At 39.9% G+C, this 21,160-nt stretch carries 19 protein-coding genes and 1 tRNA gene; 15 read left to right on the top strand and 5 right to left on the bottom strand.

Going from position 1 to position 21,160, the window contains the following annotated elements:
* The first annotated feature begins 50 nt into the window (after nucleotides 1-50).
* Nucleotides 51-1,130: a glycosyltransferase gene (locus tag NMS_RS06120; RefSeq protein WP_052476773.1), complete on the top strand. Its 1,080-nt coding sequence runs from the start codon at nucleotides 51-53 to the stop codon at nucleotides 1,128-1,130.
* Here the strand turns inward: NMS_RS06120 and NMS_RS06115 are convergent.
* Complete coding sequence (locus NMS_RS06115; RefSeq protein ID WP_041495916.1) at nucleotides 1,108-1,611, bottom strand: hypothetical protein; 504 nt, start codon at nucleotides 1,609-1,611, stop codon at nucleotides 1,108-1,110. The two genes, NMS_RS06120 and NMS_RS06115, sit on opposite strands and share 23 nt — an antisense overlap.
* On the bottom strand, nucleotides 1,608-2,762 hold the full coding sequence (locus tag NMS_RS06110) for a tetratricopeptide repeat protein (RefSeq protein ID WP_041495914.1): 1,155 nt from the start codon (nucleotides 2,760-2,762) through the stop codon (nucleotides 1,608-1,610). The genes NMS_RS06115 and NMS_RS06110 overlap by 4 nt, the downstream gene beginning before the upstream one ends.
* 44 nt (nucleotides 2,763-2,806) lie before the next feature.
* On the opposite strand from NMS_RS06110, the gene NMS_RS06105 reads away from it, so the two are divergent.
* Entirely contained in the window at nucleotides 2,807-3,331 is a 525-nt protein-coding gene (locus tag NMS_RS06105) for a dihydrolipoamide dehydrogenase (RefSeq protein ID WP_041497522.1), read from the top strand.
* A gap of 31 nt (nucleotides 3,332-3,362) precedes the next feature.
* Here the strand turns inward: NMS_RS06105 and NMS_RS06100 are convergent, their stop codons facing one another.
* Entirely contained in the window at nucleotides 3,363-4,187 is an 825-nt protein-coding gene (locus NMS_RS06100) for a Cof-type HAD-IIB family hydrolase (RefSeq protein WP_041495913.1), read from the bottom strand.
* A 149-nt stretch (nucleotides 4,188-4,336) separates the two neighbouring features.
* Here NMS_RS06100 and NMS_RS06095 point away from each other — a divergent pair.
* Nucleotides 4,337-4,410, top strand: a tRNA-Asp gene (locus NMS_RS06095).
* Nucleotides 4,411-4,694: 284 nt separating this feature from the next.
* Here NMS_RS06095 and NMS_RS06090 read toward each other — a convergent pair.
* Entirely contained in the window at nucleotides 4,695-5,849 is a 1,155-nt protein-coding gene (locus NMS_RS06090) for a DUF2254 domain-containing protein (RefSeq protein WP_084217630.1), read from the bottom strand.
* A gap of 1 nt (nucleotide 5,850) precedes the next feature.
* Nucleotides 5,851-6,669 (bottom strand): bacteriorhodopsin, encoded by an 819-nt coding sequence (locus NMS_RS06085; RefSeq protein ID WP_052476770.1) that lies wholly within the window; start codon nucleotides 6,667-6,669, stop codon nucleotides 5,851-5,853.
* Between the two features lie 439 nt (nucleotides 6,670-7,108).
* Between NMS_RS06085 and NMS_RS06080 the strand changes: the two genes are divergently transcribed.
* From NMS_RS06080 to lpdA, 12 genes are all read left to right on the top strand, one after another.
* A complete protein-coding gene (locus tag NMS_RS06080; RefSeq protein WP_041495911.1) occupies nucleotides 7,109-8,323 on the top strand; it encodes a site-specific integrase in 1,215 nt (404 codons plus the stop codon).
* Nucleotides 8,324-8,390: 67 nt separating this feature from the next.
* Nucleotides 8,391-8,786, top strand: a complete 396-nt coding sequence (locus tag NMS_RS06075) for a hypothetical protein (RefSeq protein WP_231862366.1) — start codon at nucleotides 8,391-8,393, stop codon at nucleotides 8,784-8,786.
* A gap of 118 nt (nucleotides 8,787-8,904) precedes the next feature.
* Entirely contained in the window at nucleotides 8,905-13,308 is a 4,404-nt protein-coding gene (locus NMS_RS06070; RefSeq protein WP_041495909.1) for a CusA/CzcA family heavy metal efflux RND transporter, read from the top strand.
* Nucleotides 13,309-13,328: 20 nt separating this feature from the next.
* Nucleotides 13,329-14,576, top strand: a complete 1,248-nt coding sequence (locus tag NMS_RS06065; RefSeq protein WP_041495908.1) for an efflux RND transporter periplasmic adaptor subunit — start codon at nucleotides 13,329-13,331, stop codon at nucleotides 14,574-14,576.
* 115 nt (nucleotides 14,577-14,691) lie between these two features.
* The gene (locus NMS_RS06060; protein ID WP_027392778.1) at nucleotides 14,692-15,030 is read left to right on the top strand and encodes a P-II family nitrogen regulator; all 339 of its coding nucleotides are present in this window, start codon (nucleotides 14,692-14,694) and stop codon (nucleotides 15,028-15,030) included.
* 15 nt (nucleotides 15,031-15,045) lie between these two features.
* Entirely contained in the window at nucleotides 15,046-15,468 is a 423-nt protein-coding gene (locus NMS_RS06055; protein WP_034260660.1) for a Fur family transcriptional regulator, read from the top strand.
* Nucleotides 15,469-15,505: 37 nt separating this feature from the next.
* Nucleotides 15,506-15,856 carry a SpoIIAA family protein gene (locus NMS_RS06050; protein ID WP_041495905.1) on the top strand — a complete coding sequence of 117 codons (351 nt, stop codon included), beginning with the start codon at nucleotides 15,506-15,508 and terminating at the stop codon, nucleotides 15,854-15,856.
* Nucleotides 15,857-16,038: 182 nt separating this feature from the next.
* Nucleotides 16,039-16,740, top strand: coding sequence for an AlbA family DNA-binding domain-containing protein (locus tag NMS_RS06045; RefSeq protein WP_231862365.1), 702 nt, complete (start codon nucleotides 16,039-16,041; stop codon nucleotides 16,738-16,740).
* Between the two features lie 81 nt (nucleotides 16,741-16,821).
* The gene (locus NMS_RS06040; protein WP_041495903.1) at nucleotides 16,822-17,178 is read left to right on the top strand and encodes a SpoIIAA family protein; all 357 of its coding nucleotides are present in this window, start codon (nucleotides 16,822-16,824) and stop codon (nucleotides 17,176-17,178) included.
* Nucleotides 17,179-17,204: 26 nt separating this feature from the next.
* Nucleotides 17,205-19,193, top strand: coding sequence for a heavy metal translocating P-type ATPase (locus tag NMS_RS06035; RefSeq protein WP_052476768.1), 1,989 nt, complete (start codon nucleotides 17,205-17,207; stop codon nucleotides 19,191-19,193).
* A 39-nt stretch (nucleotides 19,194-19,232) separates the two neighbouring features.
* Nucleotides 19,233-19,667, top strand: a complete 435-nt coding sequence (locus NMS_RS06030) for a Fur family transcriptional regulator (RefSeq protein ID WP_041495901.1) — start codon at nucleotides 19,233-19,235, stop codon at nucleotides 19,665-19,667.
* A gap of 87 nt (nucleotides 19,668-19,754) precedes the next feature.
* The gene (gene lpdA / locus NMS_RS06025; protein ID WP_041495900.1) at nucleotides 19,755-21,158 is read left to right on the top strand and encodes a dihydrolipoyl dehydrogenase; all 1,404 of its coding nucleotides are present in this window, start codon (nucleotides 19,755-19,757) and stop codon (nucleotides 21,156-21,158) included.
* Nucleotides 21,159-21,160 lie beyond the last annotated feature (2 nt).

The following is a 21,160-nucleotide window of genomic DNA, read 5'->3' as shown; positions in this document are numbered from 1 at the left end:
TTGTGCTCTTAATTGCATTTGGATATCCCTTAATATTGCTTTGCCTTGCAATGCCTGCCTTAAACTATCAACCAATCACGGTAACACGGCGGTTGAACAATCATCCAATCACATTTAGCATTATCGTCGTGTATCGCAATGAAATCGATGCGCTTCCAACATTGCTAAAATCCTTATCGGAACAAGATTACAATCCAGCCCTTCTAGAAATTATTTTAGTAAACGATGCCTCAATCGATGGCAGTCAAGAGTTTGTAAACGAATTTATCAAGAAAAATCTATCAATGCATTATATCCATTTCGATCGAACCCCAAAAAGCGTCAGCGCAAAAAAAGATGGGATCACGCAAGCCATTTCTAGAGCAACGCAGGAACATATTTTACTGACTGATGCAGACTGCGTTGTTCCTAAAACATGGATAAGTGCCTACAGCAGGCATTACCAAAGTTATGCAGATGCCTCTCTAGTTGCCGGTCCAGTTCGATTGAACGGTCAGGGATTTCTTGCAGGATTGCAACAGTTGGAAATGCTGGCTTTACAAACCATTACTACAGGAGCCTTTGCCCTTCGGCAACCATTTATGTGCAATGGTGCAAATCTTTCATTCAAAAAGAAAGCTTTTGAAGCGGTGCAAGGTTATTTAGGGAATGACCACCTCTCTAGTGGGGATGATGTTTTTCTATTAGAAAAACTCGCAGCTGAAGATGTCTTGCAATGCCATTATTTGAAAAACACTCAGGCACTGATTTCTACTTCTCCTAAAAATAGTTGGAAAGAGATGATAGAACAACGTGCGCGCTGGTCTAGAAAATCTACTGAAACTAAAAGCTTGCTCAATAAACTCGTTGCATTCCATGTGGCAACTGCAAGTCTTTTGTTTGTTTTTGCGCCGTTATTGTATGTTTTTCATTTGATTTCAATAGAGCTTATGTGGAGCTTCTACTTTTTAAAATTCTTTACTGATTTTGTAGTATTGGTGATCGGCAATCAATTGTATCAAGTAAGCAGCTGGATGCGTTACTTTATTTTACAATTCTTTATGTATCCTTTTATTGTGATCGCTATAGGTCTTAAAAGCTTAGGCTCTATAAAGTGGCAGGATCGTTCTATTGATAGGCCTTCTCACTAATAGGCTTGACGACTACAGGAACCAGATAAGAAGAGGAAACTGGAATACCTTGTTTTAAAGCACTATCAATAGAGGGTAAGTCTTTTAATTTTACTCTTAAAATGGAATCTAAAAAGACACGGTCAATGTGTTGTGCGCTATCCACGATACTATCGTATCGCACAATCCCTTTTTCTGTCACTGTAAATGCGGTAACCAGACTATCCATTTGCTTGATTTGCATAGTAAGGGTGTCTTGAGTAAGACGTTGCTTGATGAGCGCATGCAGTTTCTGGTAAAAACAATCTGGAGTTTTTTCCATCTCATCACAACCCTTGAATTGCGGATACACATCCACCACTGCTTTATCCAAGTTTTCAAAGCGTTGATTTGCTTTAAAAACAGCTTCCTCCACCTTTTCATTTTCTGTTTTGCAGGATGCAGAAAACAATAAGGCGAAGCCTAGTAAGTGAACTGTTATGTATTTAGCTATGTTCTTCAATTGTCTGGACTCATGAACAATTCTTTTTTCAAATCGCTAGCGCGAGCACTGGCATAATCACCATAAGTGTTATCGCTACCAAATTTATTTAAATAGCGCTCATAATAGGTCAAAATGGTCTTCTTATCTTCAAAGTATCGGTCTGCTGCTACAGCTAGTTGATATGCAATTATAGGATCTTCTCCGTTTTCTTCGTACGCCAACTTCATCGCATCAAAGGTTCCTTTATAATCTTCCTGAGCCGCCATAATCGCACTCAACTGCAGATACTCTAGATGCAAAACCGGACGTCGCAACATAATGGCGTATTCAATCGCGTCTTGTGACTTATCATATTCTCTAAGTTTCAAATGGGCTCGAGATTTTGCAAAATAGAGCGCTGCGTCCTTATCATCGTATTGCTTCAAAAACACATCAAAATTTTCAATCGCTTTTTCCCATTGCGTATCTTCAAAATAAGCCATTCCCAGCGTACGCCTATTATAATCCGTATCATTACCTAGTTCAAAAAGTTTTTCTAAGTGTTCAATCGTTTTACTGTAAATTTTGGCTTGAAAGTAAGCTTGAGCAATCAAGCTGTTGAATTTGATATCCTCTGGATTTTTTTGTAATTCCTCCTTTGCAAGTTTAATCGCTTGTGCAGTTTCTCTTTTCTTAATCAACAGTACAACGAGTTCCATCCGCGCATTTCTGTAATCGGGATCTAGAGCCAAAACGTTTTCATATACATCCATCGCCTGATCCTCTGCCTTTATTTTTTCAAGACCTTGACCATAATAAAAGGCATAAGTAGCATTTTCAGGAAATTCCTCGCGTAACTTTCTAAATATCAACAAGGCCTGTATGGGCTGGTTGTTACTCAAGTACAATCTACCCAATTCGTACCTAGGACGAGCACCCGTTGCTTCCACCTTAAGTCCTTGCTGGTAAGCTTTTATCGCTTTGCCTGTATTCCCAGTGGCGGTATAGGCTCTTGCCATCTTAAATCGAACATGTCCTGAGCTGTCTTCTAAACTGGAGTACATTTCAATGGCTCCTTTGTAGTCCCCTACCTCCATTAGACTATCTCCTACCTGAATTTGAGCATACGCAATCAGGTTTGATGTAAAGATCAGGACGGCAAATAGGATTTTATGGTTCTTTTGTTTCATTTTAGGCACACTTATTGAATTCTAATCCTCCTAAATTAAGCATTATGAAAAAAATACTATTACTTCTAGTTATAGCCGCAGGCTTTTCTGCCTGTGAAGGCGATCAAGGACCTCCAGGTTTTGATGGCGTGAACATCGTTGCACAATCTTTCGAGACAACGGTAAATTTCTCAGCACCAGATTACTCCGTATTGGTGCCTTACCCTAATAACATTACCGTATTTCCCAATGACATGACTTTGGCGTACATTTTATTTGATCAAGTACCAGGAAATAACGGTGGTTTAGTTGATGTTTGGAGATTGTTACCTCAAACACTTTACACTGATTTTGGTGAGTTTCAGTACAACTATGATTTTACCAATGGCGATGCAACCTTATTTTTAGATGGACCTGCGAGTACAGACTTCAATAATTTGACCACTGCAGATTTGAATAACCAAACGTTCAGAATTGTTATTCTGCCAGCTGAACTTGCTAATAACCCATTGCTTGATGTCACTGATTATGAAGCAGTAATGAACTTAGCTAATTTGAACAATAGCGATATTATCAAAATAGAGAACTAATACCTTCTCAAATCACTTACAAAAGCGGCTTTTAAGAGTCGCTTTTTTTGTTTAATAGCTGTTCTTGCAGCCAGCTGGCCACACCATCTTGTTTGTGATGCTTAGCAAGGTATCGAGCGGCAGCCTTAACCTCCTCTCTAGCATTTTCCACCGCCACACCATGGCCTACGCCCGCTAGCATTTCCGTATCGTTATAATTATCACCAAATGCGGCTACCATAGACATAGGCACATCAGCAAATCGTTGTTCCAGCAATAGTTCTAGGGCAGATTTCTTGGAAATCCCTTTAGGTGAGATTTCAGTGTAGGTGTCTTTTGAGCGGTATAAATGTACCTGTGCGTCTAATGATTGTTTCGCTTTCGCGAAAGCGGAATTCATTTTATCGCAATCGCCCATAAACATAATTTTATGCGCTCCACCTTCATTTTTTGTAGATTCGAAATAAGCTAAGGTCTTTGCCAAAGATTGAGTAATAGGTTGCGTACGGGTATTATGAATTTCCCTAGCAGTCCATTCATCCATTTGTTCTACAAACCATTCTTGATTGCGGTAAATGCTTACATGTAGGCCGTTTTGAGTTCCTATTTCAGCTATTTCCAACATTGCAGTATACGGGATCGTTTCACTGTACAATACTTCTTCCTGGTCCAGCACTAGGGCACCATTATAGCAAATTATAGGAGCATCAAGGATCTCTAGCGCTTCTTGTAAATAGTACATGGCTTGCGGCATGCGAGCAGATATCAAGATCTTAGGTAAGTTGAGTTCTTTAAAAATACGAGCAGTGTTTGCCGATATGTAGCGCTGGTCGTCTAATAAGGTACCATCAATGTCAGTAGCTATGAGTTGTATCATGTTTGTTTTTCAGGTAATTGGATATGCAGTTGGACGAGCTATTGTATTTTTTTTCAAAATTATATCATTAGAACTTGGTAGTTCCAAAATCGTAGGTATATTTGCATCCGCTAAAGCAGAAATGTGATAGCATAGTTCTTTTAGAACACGGTCTGGTAGTTCAGCTGGTTAGAATGTCGCCCTGTCACGGCGAAGGTCGCGGGTTCGAATCCCGTCCAGACCGCTATCTCGGTTTATCCGAGAGCGATTCAAGTTGTGTGTCCTCTAAAACAATTGAGGATTTGAAGGCCTCGGTTCATCCGAGACTTTTTGAGAAGCTTTTCCAATACGGAGAGGCTTTTTTGTTTTAAGGGCTTTTCTAGTTTATAGTTCTCATTAGATCACACAACAATCCCTTTATGAACCACAGAGATGCGGCCAAAACTTATTGTGAATCAAACGCAATAGACAGATGGTTTCTAAATAAATGTGGGCTCCAATTCTATTAAAGTAAATAGCCAATATCTATTAAGGCTGTAAAATAATAGTACTTGTATCCACCCCAGCACCCTCTATCTTTTGCAGTGAATTTTTCAATGCAGGAACCAAAATAGGATCTGCTTTCATGTAATTCCACATTTCTACAAAACACCAATAGGTCAAATCCTCATTGCTGATCACAGGAATATACACGTAGTTTTTATTATTGATCGTATAGCTATTAAACAAATCCACTTTAGCCCTGTTCATGATCAGCTGGGTTATGTATTCTATAGAAGCAAGGGAAGTCCCTGGATCGTTGATTGCTGGGGAAGAAGCCTTAACCGCCACCTCAACCAGATGTTTGATTTCAGTTTCATTTAATTCTAATGGAACCCGAGAGTCAACACTTACTTGCTTGTCCATTTTCTTCCAGTTCTGCTTCAAAGCTTTTGATGTTCTTATGAGAATATCATCCTCAAAAATAAAAGTTCCTGGAATGGGATCGATCCATATGTCTGTTTCAGCATCTGCGGCTTTCTGTGCTAAGGATTCAATTTCTAGGAGTTGTAAATAACCACAATCGCTGTTTTTAATAACTTCCCAGGTTTCTAAATCGGCTGGTTTTTCTTTAAATCTCCCCAGCTTTTTGAGTTCTGTCAGCTCACTAAGATTTCGAGTCGATCTGTCAAAACTTTTCTTAAGAATATAATTAATGTGAATCGACTGGGAAACACTGTGAATAAAGTAAATAAATAAAAACACGCAAAAGATACTCATGAAAACCCCTAAGCCTGCTGCGAGAGGTGGAAATACCGTGGTGTTATCACATGCCACTACAATTGATAAAATCATGGAGTAAATAATGGTACCACTGGTAAAGCCTAAGATCAATTGATGATTCCTTTCTGATAAAATTAGTGGTATGAGGCGTGGGGAATAATTATTAATACTTCTATTTAAAACATTCATGACCATCGTGTAGGAAAAAATGGTCAGCGTGAAGATTCCCCCTATAATAAAGGCTAATATGAATTGGACATCTGATTTACCAGTAACTTCAAGACCTTTTAAAAATTCTGGAAGGTTGCTGGATTCCAAGGGTAACCAAATCATTGCGATTGCTAGTAACGCAAAAAATAGCGCTATGCCTGAAGGCAATAGCGCTATACTATTATAGATTCTTCTAAAAACACTAAGCAAACTAGGCTGCTTTAGAGTCCATACCTATACGCCCTAGTGCTTGTTGCGCTGGAACATATCCAGCAGCAGCAGATTGCTGTATGGCGATATAGGTGATCATCAATCCGTAAATCACTTTACTAGAAATATCCGCAATGGTGAATAACAATTGTCTCAATACCACACCATCAGCATTGTTCATAAAAGCTGGTACTAGATATGCAATAGGATATAGCGTCCATGCAAACATCATTAACCAAAATACCTTAGTAATCGTAGAGTCAGTTCCACCTAACATAGTTGCACGATTCTTGAATATTTTTGTCCCTACAATCCAGTTCATAACCACAAAGAAAGCAGTACTTACCGCTCCCCATATCATCAATTGAGCTATATCATCAACCTCATAAAGTTGACCTACATATCCAGTGATGATCATACCCCAGGCTGCGAGAATCAACCAGGTTGCAGTAGAGAATAATTCTTTGCCTTTCAAATTCAAGACAATCAATAATTGTAACAATAAGCAAGGAATCGTCGCCATCCAATTCACGTAACGGTATCCGTTAGAGAAAGTGAGGTCTTGAAGCTGGTACGACCCGTCTACATATGCATAAGCATCAGTCCACATGACCGCCTGGCTGTTAAGTATCAACCCTGCAGATACCATAACAATACAAGAAAGCGCAGTTGCAATACGATATTTAGGAGCTACAAATTGTGAGACTACAAGGAAGAAGATTAAGGCTGCAAAATGTACCCCTACCCCCATGGTCAATAGGTGATCGATAAATTCGAATTGACCGGCGCTGTAGTCAAATAAGCTTTCAATATTTTTCATAATTTTTTAGTTGATTAGATTATAACTTTAAATTTATGAATGGAAACGAAGCCTTTTGTGAAATGATTCTGAATTATAGAATTCTTAACTTTTTGTGAAAATGATATGGATGAAACTCGCTTTCGCGAAAGCGAGAAAAACAAAAAAGCCCTTCATTACTGAAGAGCTTTTATGGTGCGGATGACAGGAATCGAACCTGCACGCCGTGAAGCACTAGATCCTAAGTCTGGTATATCTTGCACCAAGAAAACATAAATTAACTCATTTTCAATGATTTATGTTTTCAATCATTTTATTTAAAGTCATATAATATCAGTTAATATCAACTTTTGTTGTACCTATGTTGTACCCAAAAGTTCCAATAAAGTCGTATCTTTAATGTGAATTTTGGACAAAATGTTGTACCTGATTTGACTTTCGTACTCAAAACAGGTTTACAATGTCAACAAGTGCAAAAATAATACTTCGCAAAAAGCCCAACGCAAAGGGACAATACCCACTTGCGGTTAGGATAACTAAAGACCGTCGTTCTACTTACAAACACATAGGTCACTATATTGAGTTAGAAGATTGGGACACAAAAAATCTCAAGGTCAAGAAATCACATCCTAATGCCGAAAGTCTAAACAACCTTTTGACATCAAAACTTTCAGAAGCAAGAAAAGGTTTGATTGTTTTGCAGACCAACAATAAGGATGCAACCGCACGACAAATTAAAAAGGAAATTTACAAACCAACTTCCAAACTCACTTTCTTTGATTTTGCGGATGAACATCTCGAAGCTCTTGAAGCTGAAAATAAAATTAATCGCCATTCTACAGATTCTGCTTGGCTCAGTTACATTGAAAAATATTGCAAAGCGCGACACCTCACTTTTCAAGAAATAGATGAACGCTTTCTAAAAAAATTTAAAATCTACTTAAAAGGTTCTTGTTCACTTACTGAAACTACTGCTATGAACGTTATGGTTTTGATTCGATTGCTTTACAATCGAGCAATTAAGGATAAAGTAGTAAGCAAAGAACTATACCCGTTTGGGACAGGCAAATTTAAAATCAAGTTTCCTGAAACTACCAAGACAGGACTAACGGGAAAAGAAATACAAGCACTCGATAATGTTTCTGAGCTTACCGATATGGAAAAACATTCGTTGAATGTTTGGCTGTTTAGTTTTTATTTTGCTGGAATGCGCGTGTCCGATGTGCTCTTTACAAGATGGTCACAAATTTATGATGGTAGGTTGCATTATAGAATGGGTAAGAACTCAAAATTACTATCCTTGAAGATTCCGGAAAAAGTGGAAAAAATCTTGCTTCAATATATTTCCGATAAAAGAGGTGATGATGATTTTGTGTTTCCAGAAATGAAAAAAGCCGATTTGACCGATGCTAAGGATATCTACAGAAAAAAGAAAGTTGCAAATAAAAAGTTCAACGACCATTTAAAGAAAATTGCAAAAAGAGCTGGTATTCAAAAAAAGGTAACGATGCATATAGCTCGTCATTCCTTTGGTAATATTGCCGCAGATAATATCCATCCTCTAATGCTTCAGAAGTTGTATCGCCATACAGACCTTAAAACTACCATTAACTATCAGGCAAATTTCATCCACAAAGATGCCGATGATGCCTTGGATAGCGTGATTAATTTCTGATTGCTTATACTCGGAACAATCTTTGCACAACCTGTGCATCGATTAATTTGTATCTTTGTTAAAATTTATGAAAACACTTTTTTCCATATCAATGTCGCTATTATTCTTTTTTCAGGGAATTAGTATTGATATGGACTTTTGTGGACCCATTAAAGAAATTTCAAACATCGTAACGCATTACCAAGACCATAAAGTTTATGGTGACTCTTTCCTCGATTATGTAGTTGAGGATTACTTTGGTAAGGAAGCAAAAGATGAAAGGCACCACAATGACTCTGATAAGGAGAATGCACCTGTACATAGCCATCATCAATGTTGTCATCCCTTAGTTTTGTTTGCTGCAAATAAAAATACCGATACAACAAATCGGTTAAAGTTTGAAGATAAAAAGCAATTTAGTTTATATAAGGTAAACTTCACTTCCAGATATCTGGAATCCCTATTCCAACCCCCTAAAGTATAATTCAGTTTTTTTAAGGATAGCTATATCCTATCGTGATGCTTTTCAAAATAAGTATCACATCATAAACGTATTGCATCTATTTGCATTGCGAGGTTTAAACTGAATTAATACTTTTTCTATGATTAACAAAATCATTTCATTTTCCATTAATAACAAGTTTATTATTGGCCTATTTATAGTAGCGCTTGTGGGTACGGGCATTTGGTCTATGGCTACTATAAACCTGGGTTCTGTACCCGATATTACCAACAACCAAGTACAGGTTATTACCGTTGCCCCAAATTTAGGTACTGAAGATATTGAGCAATTTGTTACCTATCCAGTAGAATTGGCAATGGCCAACCTTCCTGACGTTATCGAGCTACGTTCTGTATCCCGATTTGGGCTGTCTGTGGTTACCATTGTCTTTGAGGATGAAGCGGGTACCTACCTGCCCCGGCAATTGGTGCAAGAAAAATTAACCGAAGTTTCAGGGGAAATCCCCGAAGGCTTCGGCGAGCCATTTATGGCACCCATAACTACAGGTTTGGGCGAAATATTCCAATATACCTTAAAAGTAAAGGAAGGCTACGAAGAAAAATACGATGCTATGGAGCTTCGTACCATTCAGGATTGGATTGTAAAGCGCCAAATGGCATTAGTTCCTGGAGTAGTTGAAGTGAATGCTTTTGGAGGCTACGTAAAGCAGTACGAAGTGGCCATAAACCCTGACAAACTAAAAAGTTTTGGCATTACAATGAATCAGGTTTTTGAAGCCCTTGAAATGAACAATGCCAATACGGGAGGTGCTTATATTGAAAAAAACCACCAAGCCAATTTTATCCGTGGCGAGGGTTTAGCGCGTAGCCTTGAAGACTTGGAAAACACCGTTGTAACCACTCAAAACGGAAGCCCAGTTTTGGTAAGGGACGTTGCCGAAAAAGTAGGCTTTGGCAATCAAGTGCGCTATGGTGCGTTTACCCAAGATGGACACGAAACTGTTGGTGGCCAAATTTTAATGCTTAAAGGCGAAAGCCCTGGCACTGTCATAGAAAATGTACAAGAGCGCATCAACGAAATTCAAAAATCGCTTCCAGAAGGTGTCTACATAGAACCGTTTTTAAGCCGAAGTGAACTCATTGGAAGAACCACAAGTACCGTAGAAACAAATCTTATTGAAGGTTCGCTTATCGTGATTTTTGTACTGGTATTACTCTTGGGAAGTTTCCGTGGCGGATTGATAACAGCCTCTGTAATTCCGCTATCATTACTCTTTGCATTTATCCTGATGAAGCAATTTGGTGTATGGGCCAATTTAATGTCCTTGGGAGCAATCGATTTTGGAATCATTGTGGATGGCGCAGTTATTATTGTAGAAGGAATGGTATTTCACATCCATCAACGGATGAAAAAATCAAAAGCAGCGATAGGTCAGGCCGAAATGGACGAAATCGCCTACGACTCGGCAAGTACAATGATGAATTCGGCATTTTTCGGACAGCTAATTATCCTTATTGTATTTACACCGATTCTCTTTTTGACAGGTGTTGAAGGAAAAATGTTCCGTCCAATGGCATTTACTTTCGGATTTGCAGTTCTGGGAGCGATTATCCTTTGTCTTACCTACGTGCCAATGATTTCGTCAATGTTCCTAAAACCTGCCAAAAATCAGAACAGTTGGTTCGCCAAATTTGAAAACAAGATTGACAGATTCAGTGATAAAATAATGTCCGGTTTAAACAGGGCGTATGTACCCTTGCTCAATTTTGCACTTCGATTTAGAGCAGGTGTTGTTTTAGGTGCAGTCGCCTTATTATTGATTGCGGGATATATTTTCAGCAATATGGGTGGCGAATTCATACCCAAATTTGATGAGGGCGATATTGCATTTCAGGCCTTGATAAAACCAGGTAGTAGTCTTACAGAATCTATAGAGGCATCAAAAAAACTTCAGAATTTAATCAATGAATTTCCTGAAGTGAAAACAGTGGTTTCAAGGATTGGTGTTGCCGAAATACCAACCGACCCAATGCCAATGGACATTGCCGATAGCTATATCATTCTTGAAAAGGATAAGAGCAAGTGGACTTCCGCAGAGAGCAAAGAAGAACTCATAGAAAAAATACAGGAAAAAATTTCTGTAGTACCAGGTGTGAATTTTGTATTTACGCAACCTGTAGAGCTTCGTTTTAATGAATTGCTTACTGGTGTTCGGGAGGACGTGGCCATCAAATTGTACGGAGAAGATTTGGACGTGTTGGCAGACAAGGTTCAGGAAATCGCAGCGGTTATCAGAAGTGTTCCCGGAGCGGCCGACCTCAATGTGGAAGCTACGAGCGGTTTACCACAGATGACGGTAGAGTACAATCGCGCAAAAATGGCACAGTACGGAGTAACCGTCGATAAACTAAATGATTATGTAAGTGCTGCCTTTGCAGGAGAAGTGGCAGGTGTGATTTTTGAGGGTGAAAAACGCTTTGATGTGGTTATTCGTTTGGCAAAGGAGTTTAGACAAGACATCAACAATCTTAAAAATCTGTATATCGATTTACCCAGTGGTGCACAAGTACCGTTGAAAGAGGTTGCAAATATTAGTTACAAACCAGGGCCGATGCAAATTTCAAGGGACAACACCTCGCGTCGTATTTCGGTAGGGGTCAATGTTCGTGGACGTGATGTAAAATCGATGGTCGAGGAAATTCAGCAAAAATTGGAAACAGATGTAAAACTGCCACCTGGTTATTTTGTAACCTACGGAGGCTCGTTCGAGAACTTACAGCGTGCATCAGACCGATTAATGATTGTAGTGCCTATCGCACTTTTCCTAATATTCATATTGCTCTACTTTGCGTTGAGCTCGTTCTCGCAATCGCTTATGATTTATATGGCAGTACCTCTGGCAGCCATTGGCGGTGTGTTTGCCCTTTGGATAAGGGGAATGCCCTTTAGTATTTCGGCAGGAGTCGGTTTTATTGTACTGTTTGGGGTAGCGGTATTAAATGGATTGGTACTGATAAACAAATTCAACGAATTAAAAGAAAGTGGAATGACAGACTTAAAAAAACGAATATACGAGGCAACGCACGAGCGCCTACGCCCTATTTTATTAACCGCAACGGCGGCCATTATGGGCTTTATCCCAATGGCGATTTCTACCTCGGGCGGTGCAGAAGTGCAGCGACCATTGGCAACGGTGGTTATCGGCGGATTGCTCACAGCAACATTTTTAACACTTGTGGTCCTTCCAGTATTATATTATTGGTTGGAAGCTCGTAAGCAACGAAAGGATAATGGAAATGACCCAAGTTATATTAACAAGAGCACTACTGTTTTGGTTGTATTATTGAGCTTAGGGGGATTTTTAACCTCGAATTCAGTAAATGCACAAGACCGTGGTATCGCACAGACTATTACTTTAGAGGAAGCTATTTCTTTGGCAAAAGAAAACTATCCTTCCCTTAAGGAAAGTCAGTCTTTTATAGACCGTGAGCGGGCGATGAAAGGAACAAGTTTCGACCTTGGTAGCACACAAATTTTTACGGGCAAAGAAGAATTCGGTAATGACCTGCCCGGTGTGCAAACTACCATTGGGGTGCAGCAGGGAAATATCGATTTGTTATCTGGTTTCTCAAAATCCAAGTTTTATAAGCAACGTGTTCAATTGGGTGAGAAGTTTTATGCCTTGAGCGAGCAACAATTGGTGCGCAATGTGATGCAGGCCTATGACCAGATAAATTATAATAAAGCCCAGTTACGCTTCGCGGAACAATTGGATAGTGTGTATAACAACTTCAAGACAGCTGCAGAACTGCGTTTTGATACAGGTGAAACGGGGAAGCTGGAATTTATCGCGGCTTCTTCTGAATATCAACAGATACAGGTCTTGAGACAACAGGCCTATGACGATATCGAGATTGCCAAAAGGGCGTTGAAACAGTATTTGGGGATTGACCAAGAAATTGAAACTGTTGGAGGCACCTACGAACCGTTGAATTATATGAACGTTTTAGATTCAACATCCATAGATAACAATCCATTGTTGCAATATTCTATGCAAAATGCCGAGGTGAGCAAAGCCAACGTTGGCGTCGAAAAATCCCAGTTTTTGCCAAAGTTCAACCTTACCTATGGAAGACAAATCGTTGACGATGTTTCAGGGTTCAACACCTATCAAGCAGGTATAAGTATCCCGTTGTGGTTCTTCCCTCAAAAAGCAAGGGTCAAGGCTGCTAAGGCAGATGCAATGGTAGCCGAGAACCAATATTTGGAACAAAAGGCAATAACCGAAAGCAGGGTATCACAATTGTTAAAATCATTGGAAAAAACCCAAAAAACGCTGAATTATTACCAAGAAGGTGCATTGGTTTTGGCCGAAGAGCAAATTACAACAGCAGAACTTGCTTCCAAAGAAGGCGAAATAGACTATGTAAACTATATCACGATTTTAAACAGTGCCATTCGCATAAAGCAGAACCACTTACAATTTATTAACCAGTATAATCAACAAGCCATTGAGTTACAGTATCAATTGGGCAATCTATAAACCTAAAAAAGAAGAATATAATGAAAAATATAGCAATAATTACAACATTACTATTAACCTTCTTATTGGTAGGCTGTAACGATAAGCCCGATTCTGAATTGGGTCATAACGAAACTGAAGGCGTGTCAAAAACCGAAGCTACGCACGGCGAAGAGGGTCACGACGAAGAAGAAGGTGGCCACGAGGAAGAAGGAGAAGAAGGCGTGGTAGAACTTACCACACAACAAATAGAGACCATTGGCTTGGAGACCAAGACCTTGGAAAAAAGAAACCTTGGTAATAATATAAAGGTTACCGGGATGCTGGAACTTTTTCCACAGGATAAGGCGAATGTCAGTCCGTTTGTAGGAGGTAATGTAAGCTCTATCAGGGTAATACCGGGCGACAATGTGCGCAAGGGTCAAGTGTTAGCTTACATAGAACATCCCGATATTATCGCAATGCAGCAGGAATTTCAAGAAAAAAACGATGAACTTGTGTTTCTCAAGCAAGATTTTGAGCGAAAACAGACCCTTTATGATAAAGGGGTTTCCTCTGGAAAAGAATTTCAAATGGCACAATCAAAATTCCGTTCCACCACCTCAAGTGTAAATGGTTTGAAATCTAAACTTAGGTTATTGGGGCTTAATCCGTCTAAAGTTGCACAAGGAGAGATTTACAATGCAATTCCTATCACTACACCTATAAATGGTTATGTGGGCGAAGTGATGGTAAGCTTAGGAGATTATGTTTCCCCACAGGCCAAAATGTTCTCTATAAGCGATAATTCCAAAATTTATGTGAATTTCAAAGTTTATGAAAAGGATATAAAACAAATCAAGGAAGGCCAGCAGATTTATTTTTCAACTGCTTCAAAACCTGATGAACTCTTAAAGGCCACCGTACGTTCCATAGGCCAGACCTTTGAGAGCGACCCAAAGGCCATAGAAGTATTGGCAGATATTGAAAATAAGGACAAAGACCTTTTACCCGGAATGTATGTAGAGGGAAGGATCGTACAGGGCGAAAAATCGGGCTTTGCAGTTCCTGAGGAAGCCATTATTAAAGAAGGTGAGCAATCTTATCTATTTATCGTGGATGAAGATGAGGCACCAGAAGAAAATAAAATGAAGTTTAAGAGAATACCTGTAAGCATTGGCGTGCACGATTTAGGGTTTGTAGAAGTAAACCTTCCAGCTGAGATTACCAATGACATAAAAATAGTAACAAAAGGAGCCTATACCCTTTCTTCGGAAATGGTCAAGGGCGAATTGGAACACGGTCATTAATTCAACAATAATTAAAGGTTTTGATTCCGAGTTTGTTTATCGACTTAATTTAGTTAGTTAAAAATTAAAGAACAAGCTCGGTTCAAAATCGATTAAAAATCTAAATAGCATCAATATGAAAGAAATAAAAGCATTTGTAAAACCAAACCGCATACAAAGGGTCATCGAAGCCCTAAGCGACAATGGTTTTAAAAGTATGACCCTTTCACAAGCAGAGGGTACTGGCGCATTCAAAGCAAAAGGAGCAAGACCTTCCCTCGATTTTAATATAACCGATAGCCCAGTTGTTAAAGTGGAATTGGTATGTCAAAATGAAGAAGCGCAATCAGCAATCGACATCATCTTAGAAAATGGTAAAACGCCCGAACCTGGCGACGGAATTATTTATCTATCTGATATTGAGGATGCCTTCCAAATCAAAACAGGTGAATCCCTAAAACGGTACGACCTCTAAAACCCAGTGATAGAAATGGAAAAAATAGTCCAACTTCTGGAAAGCAAAGGCATACGACCTACGGCTATGCGGCTAATGACCTATAAGCGCTTGGCAGAATTAGAGGTGGCAATTAGCCTTGGCGATTTGGAAAAGGATTTTAAAATATCCGAAAGGAGCACCCTATTTAGAACAATGAAAACCTTTGAAGATAAGGGCATTGTCCACCAAATTGAAGATGGCACAGGAGTATTAAAGTACGCGCTATGCGAAGAGAATTGTGAATGTGAGGTTGGCAACGACCTGCACCTGCATTTTCATTGCAGCAACTGCGATGAAACCGTTTGCCTCACAGAACATAAAATACCACAAATCAATCTACCGGAGGGTTATATCACAGAAGATATCAATCTGGTTGTAAAAGGTGTGTGTGAGAAGTGCAGTAGGCAATCAGACTAGTTAATATCAAGAAATATAAACCATAAAAAATCCTATTATGTTAGCGATTTATAAAAAAGATAATATTCTATACGCATTGGCAGAAAATGGTATGGACAAAGATGATGCCACAATGTTATTAACGGCTGTTAGTGAGCATCTTGAAAAATACAAAAGTGCTGCTTGGTATATAGAAGTCAGTGAAGTCAAAAATACAAGGCATCAAACTGTAGAAAATGAAATGGAATTCAAAATTCCAAAACAAGACCATTTAAAAAAAGTGGCACTTGTAGGTAGTATAGAATGGCAGGAAGAATTTACCAAAAATCTTTTGCCATTCTCTGAGGCACATATTAAATATTTTCATTCGGAAGATAAAGAGCTTGCTAAAAGCTGGATTGAAAAATAACGATGGCGAAATAAAATATTGAATTTTTTAAAATGAAAAAGCGTGTAATTAGAAATTCAGAAGAAAAATGTAAGAATCCCAAGATTTAGATAGTCAAGGTTTAAAAAAAAATGGTTTACAGGAAAAAAATAGCGTTTATAATAATAATTGGCTTTCTCTTTGGACTGTTCATCATTCAGCCCTTGGGACTATCACTTTACTTATATGATGAAAAAGGAGATACTGGTAACTGGTACGTACTTTTTTTAGAAACCATTAAAAACACGATACGCTTTGGTGATATAGACCAAATATTCAAAAATATTTTGTTCGGGATTATGGGCAGCAGCCTTGCCCTTATGGTTTTTCTTAGAAATAAAATTTTCATTTTAACAAAGAAAAGAAATGACGGCAATGCAATTATAGCGCTTATCAAAGACGGCGAAAATCAGTTTGTAGAGTTCAAGGCTACCTTGAGGTGGGATTTACGTCAATCCAAAGTGAATAAACAATTGGAATTTGTTGTTGCCAAGACCATTGCGGGCTTTATGAACACCAACGGTGGTAAATTGCTTATAGGAGTAGACGATAACGGCAACATCCTCGGTCTAAACCAGGATTTTGACACCTTGAAAAAACCGGGTACAGATGGTTTTGAGCAATACCTGATGCAGTTGATATCTTTAAAATTGGGAACCCATTTATGTACGGCTGTAAATGTATCTTTTTACAGATATGGAGAAAATGACGTGTGCTACATAGAAATAGACCCGGCCAAAACACCAGTCTATCTAAGTCAAGACGGGAGGTCACGGTTTTATATTAGAACGGGCAACGGAACGCGCGAACTCGATTTGCCCGAAGCCATCTTGCACTTAGGAAAAGAGAAGGCGCTTTATAATTAAGAAAAGTAAGTGTAGGCCAATGGATATTTGTACATACAATGCAGTAATATTTTAAATAGATTAATATAAAGATATACAAATATGGTACAGATTATAAACTTGGAACAGGAACACCTAATTGCCGCTAAAATCAGCGGGAAACTTACGGAAAAGGATATGGAAAAGATGCATCCGCTTATCCACAACATCATAGAAAAAGGGCATAAAGTGGATTTCTATTTTGAAATGGAAGATTTTAAAGGCTATACCCTTAAAGGCTTTTGGGAAGACCTAAAGATTGATTCGGCACACTTGGGAGATTATGGCAAGATGGCCTTTGTGGGCAATAAAAAATGGCAGGAATGGGCCGCGAAGGCCACTGATTTTTTCATAAAGTCTGAAGTTAAATTTTTTGATATTTCTGAGAAACAACAGGCTCAAAACTGGATTAAATCTTAATTAACGATAACAAAACCATTAATAATATGAAAGACAAGGAAAAACACAGCAAAGGCGATGGCCACAATCACGACCACGGTGGCATCTTCGGTAAAAACACGGAGCTCTATTTTGCAATTTTAAGTGGGGTCACACTAATTACAGGTTTCCTGTTGGAAAAATATACAGGGGTTTCAGCTAACATCCCTTTTGGGCTCTATATTGCAGCCTATTTTTTTGGAGGTTATTTTACCCTAAAGGAGGCCATTACCAAAGTGTCCAAAGGCGAATTTGAAATCGATTTCCTGATGCTGGTCGCAGCTGCAGGAGCCGCCTATTTGGGCGAATGGGCAGAAGGTGCCTTGCTGCTGTTCCTTTTCAGTTTGGGTCACGCACTGGAAAACTATGCAATGGGCAAGGCAAAAAAGTCCATTGCAGCGTTAACAGACCTTGCGCCTAAAACCGCACTATTAAAGAAGGATGGCGATACCGTTGAAGTGGGTATTGAAGAGTTACAGATAGGTGATACTATCGTGGTACGCCCCAACAGTAAAATATCTGCTGATGGTGTTATTGTAAAGGGCAATAGTAGTATAGACCAGTCACCCATTACCGGGGAAAGCGTTCCAGTGGACAAAACACCAATAGAAAATCCAGATAAGGAATATACAGCAAAAAGCGATATTCCCGACGAGAACCGTGTATTTTCAGGAACTATCAATGGCAACAATACCCTCGAAATAAAGGTGATTAAAGAGGCAAAAGATTCTACCCTCAACCGCTTGGTCACTATGGTTCAAGAGGCCCAGGACCAAAAATCGCCCACACAATTATTGACAGACAAGTTTGAGCGGTACTACGTGCCATCGGTAATCTTATTGGTCATACTATTGAATTTTGCTTTTCTGGTCATCGATGAAACGTGGAATGAAAGCCTGTACCGTTCCCTGGCGGTACTTGTGGCAGCCAGTCCTTGTGCCCTGGCCATTTCTACGCCATCTGCTGTATTGAGTGGTGTGGCAAGAGCAGCACGAGGCGGGGTTTTGATAAAAGGCGGTCGCCCCTTGGAAGACTTAGGGGTACTTACCGCTCTCGCTTTTGACAAAACGGGAACACTTACCGAAGGAAAACCAAAGCTTACCGATGTCGAAAGTTTTGGCAACATAGATAAAAAGGAACTGTTGGAAATCGCGATTGCTGTTGAGGAACTGAGCGACCATCCCCTGGCAAAGGCTGTTGTACGTGACGGAATGGAACGGCTCGGGAAAGACACCAAAATTCCCGATGCCGATGATTTGGAGGCCGTACAGGGCAAGGGCATAAAGGCAAACTATCAAGGGAATTCCATTTACATAGGCAACCTTGAGCTTTTTGAGGATATTGATAAAGGTGTTCCCAGCGATGTATCAGAAAAGGTAAGAGCGCTTGAAGGGGAAGGTAAGACCACTATGCTTATCAAAAGGGGCGATGAATTTATAGGGATGCTCGGGCTAATGGACACCCCACGAGAAAAAGCTAAGGAAACCCTTGCCCAACTAAAGGAAATAGGCATCAAGAAAATGATTATGCTTACCGGTGACAACCAGAAAGTGGCAGATGCCGTAGCCGAAGAAATTGGGTTGACCGAAGCACGCGGAAGTCTGCTTCCCGAAGAAAAAGTGGAGGCCATCAAAAAACTTGCGGAACAGGAAAATAAACTGGCAATGGTGGGGGATGGTGTTAATGATGCCCCTGCAATGGCAAACAGTACCGTTGGTATTGCAATGGGTGCAGCAGGCAGCGACGTGGCCTTGGAGACCGCAGATATAGCGCTGATGGCCGATAAACTGGAAACCCTTCCCTTTGCCATTGGTTTGAGCAGAAAAGCAAAAGCGATTATCAGGCAAAACTTATGGGTAAGTTTGGGGGTTGTTGCCTTTTTAATCCCTGCGACCATAATGAGTTGGGCAAGTATCGGCATAGCCGTTGCGGTTCACGAAGGCTCTACGTTGGTAGTGGTGGTCAATGCATTGCGCTTGCTCGCCTATAAGAAATAAATGTAATAAAGGAGATTGCCGTTGAATCAAGATTAAAAAATGAACAAAACGGAAAAAATATTGTCAAGTCACGGTATTCGCCCTACTCAAATGAGGTCCAAGATATACCGGTATCTGAGAAGGAAGCAAAGTGCCGTGTCCTTTTCCGATTTAAAAAAGGTCTTTGCTGAAAAGAGCGAAACCAATAAGACGGCAAACAGAACGACCTTTTATCGCAACCTAAAGATTTTTGAGAATAAAGGACTTATTCATCAGATAAATGATGGAACCGGAGTGGCAAAATTTGCGATTTCTAATGAAAACGTTAAAGGTAAGTATGGTTCAGATTTACATCTGCACTTTCATTGTACCGAATGTAAGAAAACAATCTGTTTGCCAAATAAAATACCGGAAGAAAGTTTGCCAGATGATTATAAAATAAACAATGTCAACCTGGTATTAAAAGGGATATGTGTGAAATGTAAGAAAAAATAACAGGTGGGAGTTCCAGAACATTGAACCCTTGCGCCCAAGAGTCAAGTTCAAGGTTCTTCCACCTTATTTAACCAAAAAAATACAATTATGGAAAAATATGATATAACAATTATTGGTTCCGGTCCGGGTGGCTATGTGTGTGCCATTCGTGCTGCACAACTGGGCTTTAAAGTGGCCATAATCGAAAGGTACAGTACCCTTGGCGGCACTTGCCTTAACGTGGGTTGCATCCCTTCAAAAGCCTGGCTGGAAGCATCGGAACATTACCACAAGCTCAAACACCAATTCGAGGATTTCGGCATTGATGTCAAGGAGGCGAATGTAGATATTGCAAAAATGAACCAAAGGGTTCAAGACGTCGTGGGGGAAATCATCAACGGGGTAGCCTACCTGATGAAAAAGAACAAGGTTACCGTTTATGAAGGCCACGGAAGCATCAAGGATAAGAACACCATTGAAATTAAGGGCGAGGACAAAACACAAACCATAGAAACCGATAAGATGGTCATCGCCACCGGGTCGAAACCCGCATCCTTGCCCAACATAGAAATAGATAAAAAGAGGATTATTTCCTCTACGGAAGCCCTTGCCCTTAAAGAAATCCCCAAACACTTGATGGTTGTTGGAGGTGGTGTTATTGGGGTCGAGATAGGTTCGGTCTTCGCCAGGTTGGGTTCAAAAGTATCCATAGTAGAGTATTTTGATGGGCTTATCTATACAATGGACAAATCCGTAGGGCATCAATTGTACAGGTCCCTAAGAAAACAGGACATCGAGTTCTATCTGGAACACAAGGTCACAAAAACTGTGGCAGCAGATGATAAAGTAACCCTTACGGCACAGAACAGGAAAGACGACAAGGAAATGCAGTTGGAAGGAGACTATTGCCTGATGGCTATTGGGAGAAAACCTTTTACATCAGGTCTTGGCCTTGAAAACGTGGGAGTGGAAACCAACGAAAAAGGACAATTAAAAGTTGATGATAACCTGGAAACCAATGTAAAAGGGGTCTATGCCATTGGAGATGTAGTCCGAGGTGCGATGCTCGCCCATAAGGCCAGTGAAGAAGGTGTTTTTGTGGCCGAACGCATTGCGGGACAAAAGCCGCATATCAATTATTCCCTCATACCAAACATTGTCTATACACAGCCCGAAGTAGCCGGCGTGGGACGTTCCGAAGAGGAACTTAAAGAAGCAGGAAGGGCTATAAAAACGGGCTCGTTTCCCTTTAAGGCCAATGCACGGGCCAAGATAAGTATGGACACCGATGGCTTTATAAAAGTGATTGCAGACAAGGAAACCGATGAAATTTTGGGCGTTCATATGATAGGTCCGCGCATAGCCGATAGTTATACGGAAGCTGTGGTGGCGATGGAATTTAGGGCAGCGGCAGAAGATATTGCACGGATGTCCCACGGACACCCCACATTTTCAGAAACCTTTAAGGAAGCCTGCCTGGCCGCTACCGAAGACAGGGCGTTGCATATATAAAA

It is taken from the genome of Nonlabens marinus S1-08 (genome assembly GCF_000831385.1).
Taxonomy (GTDB): domain Bacteria; phylum Bacteroidota; class Bacteroidia; order Flavobacteriales; family Flavobacteriaceae; genus Nonlabens; species Nonlabens marinus.
Note: the sequence above shows the minus strand (reverse complement) of the source record. Positions and strands in the feature narration are given on the sequence as shown.